The organism is Lactiplantibacillus sp. ME-2 (assembly GCF_022549155.1).
GTDB lineage: Bacteria > Bacillota > Bacilli > Lactobacillales > Lactobacillaceae > Lactiplantibacillus > Lactiplantibacillus plantarum.
Window position 1 is genome coordinate 1 of the sequence record NZ_JAKZEQ010000094.1, and the last position, 2450, is coordinate 2450.

Below are 2450 nucleotides of genomic sequence, written 5' to 3' on the forward strand. Positions count from 1 at the left end.
CCGTTCGCCGTTTTTTTGGTGCTTCTATTTCTAGAATAATTGACCGGTCTAATAAATCTTGCCGCTTAGCTAAATCGTCAATGCCATTGATAATGATTGAACGACCTAACTTAACCAATACCTCGTCACTATTAGTGTATAAAGCACGTTTACTGTAACTTTGATTAGTCGCCATCGTACATAACATATCACTGATTTCTGCAGTGATTGTTCCCGCTGAAAAATTATCATAAACTAAAGTATGTTGGTGGATCGCGTCAATTGCTAAACTATCAACTGTCAATTTGGGACGTGAGATTGAGTGTTTTTGCTTTGCAGGATCAACAACCCCACGAATTAAACGACTAGCCGTAGTCTTACCAGCACCAGCGATACCTTGAATAACTAATATTGGTCGTGAACTATTGACTAAGAAACTACCCATTAGCCAACCAGTTATCAAGTCCAAACTGTTATCACTCTTAAAATTGAGATATGATCCAAGTTCTAACAAATTTTGATTGCCACCGTGATGATTAGGAATTGGTAACGCCGCCATATCATTAGTACGGTAAAACCAAACTGGGCTATCTTTAGTAATTTGCCAGCCATCTTTAGTAACCTCAACCACTTGCCATTGGTCATTGCATAGATCTAAATAATATTTACCTTGATTGATACCAACCCGCATAACAACATTCTGTTGTTGACCATGAACCCGCGAATACGTTGCCAAGTATTCATTAACTGAATCATAGGTTAACTTTGGTAACACATTCTGGGTCTTTTCATCATATAACTGGAATAAATAGTCATGAAATTGTAACGAATCAAGCGCATATACTTCATGATGATTCTTAATTGAAACCCGGGCAAACGCCCTAAACTCTTCGTTGTAACCAAACTCAATTGGTTGCTCGAAAACTAAATTTTTCAGCTCCGTTGCGGTGCTCTTTTTGGTGTCATTTTCGTTATTTAAAGCCTTCTCGGCCTGTTTCGCCAGTTGCTTATCTTCTTCCGGTAGCTCTTTAGGCTTTCCCACTAATGACGCCCCCTCTGACTTGCACGTTTTAGAATTGAATGAAAGATAGTATTTACTTCCCTATCAGGTAGTGCCGGATCCACGAACGAATCATTGATCACTGACAGCATGTTATAGACTGTCTTGGGATCAGCACCGACGCCAAACATACGACCGGCAATTTTAGTTAACCAAGCATTGCGATTACCTTGGTTTGTCCCGGTTACCATTTCATCTAACAAGCGACCGGTATACTTCTTTTGTCGTGTGGTATAGGCGTGTTCTGACGTCCAGTTCACTTTTTGCCCCGCCAACTTATCGACTATCCATTGAGGAGCTGTCTTAATATCAGCCAAAGTTCGACCGTCAATAGCTTGGTATGGCTTGCCGTTAATCTCACTTGGCGCAATCACCGTGAAGTCACTTAGCAAGTCAATTCCGGGCCAAACGTCAATCTTGCGAACCTTAGCACCCGCATATTTCAAAAAGTAATGTACGCCGCCGTTAGCCGTCCGTTCAATGTAGGTATCATTCGGCAACGTCTGTCCTTGCTTAAATAGTTGTGCCAAGCTAGTCCGGCCGTTTTTAGTTGGCTCGTGCATATCAATGTCAACAACTAATAAATCCGATAAATCTAGGCGCAAGCCTAAGTTGTAAGTGGGGTGCTTTTTAAACCATGCGAAGATGGTGTTCTGGTCACTAGTTGCGGCTTGGTAGCCCGCCACCCCTTTAGGTGGCTTCTTCGTATTCTCAATTAGTGGGTAAACCGCATAGCCTTGCTGGACCAGCTCAATTGCTTTATCAAGCGTTGCGAACTCTTTCATTGTTCAACACCACCAAACGTATTAAGCTCATCAATATCTGTATAGTGATTTTCTGCATATTGTTTTATGACAGTGATTAGTCCACTCAATTTTTCGGAATAATCAATATTGTTACTAACGAAGTATTCATAGACAAAATCATCTAAAGCATCTATTGAAGTTACGAGTGATCCAGCCTCAAACGCTAGTTCATCTAAATCTTTAGTTTTCTTCATTACAAATTCCCTTCATATAACCGTGCTAACGTGTTAAAATAAGGGAAAGCATATTTTTGATTATTTCTTTCTGACCTACTACCTTCCAAAGTAAAGTAGGTCTTTTTTGTATGCTTTCCCATGCGACTGACCTCACACTCCAAAATACCGACGTGGGTTCTTGATTAACTTAACCACCACGTTGCCGACAAACGACACAATCATAAACTTGATTGCCCATAAGATTGTTGTTGCTATCATGAAATCACCTCCTTAAATTTGTTTTGCCCCGCCCAAGGCCTTATTTTTTGTGTGTCTGCATGAATTTATCTGCGTCTAATTGATCAATACGCTTAGTACCGTTGATGATAATAACTGGTAAACCCTGATTAATGTATTTTTTTAAAGTATTACGTGATTTAACATTGAGAT

At 40.1% G+C, this 2450-nt stretch carries 3 protein-coding genes; all 3 read right to left on the bottom strand.

Translation table 11 applies throughout. From position 1 onward, the window contains the following. A partial coding sequence (locus MMY95_RS15395) for a hypothetical protein (protein ID WP_241277804.1) occupies positions 1-1021 on the bottom strand: 1021 nt, incomplete at its 3' end. After that, entirely contained in the window at positions 1021-1824 is an 804-nt protein-coding gene (locus MMY95_RS15400; RefSeq protein ID WP_241277805.1) for a bifunctional DNA primase/polymerase, read from the bottom strand. The genes MMY95_RS15395 and MMY95_RS15400, both read right to left, overlap by 1 nt. Beyond that, a complete protein-coding gene (locus tag MMY95_RS15405; RefSeq protein WP_241277806.1) occupies positions 1821-2039 on the bottom strand; it encodes a hypothetical protein in 219 nt (72 codons plus the stop codon). Before MMY95_RS15405 ends, MMY95_RS15400 begins: the two co-directional genes overlap by 4 nt. Positions 2040-2450 lie beyond the last annotated feature (411 nt).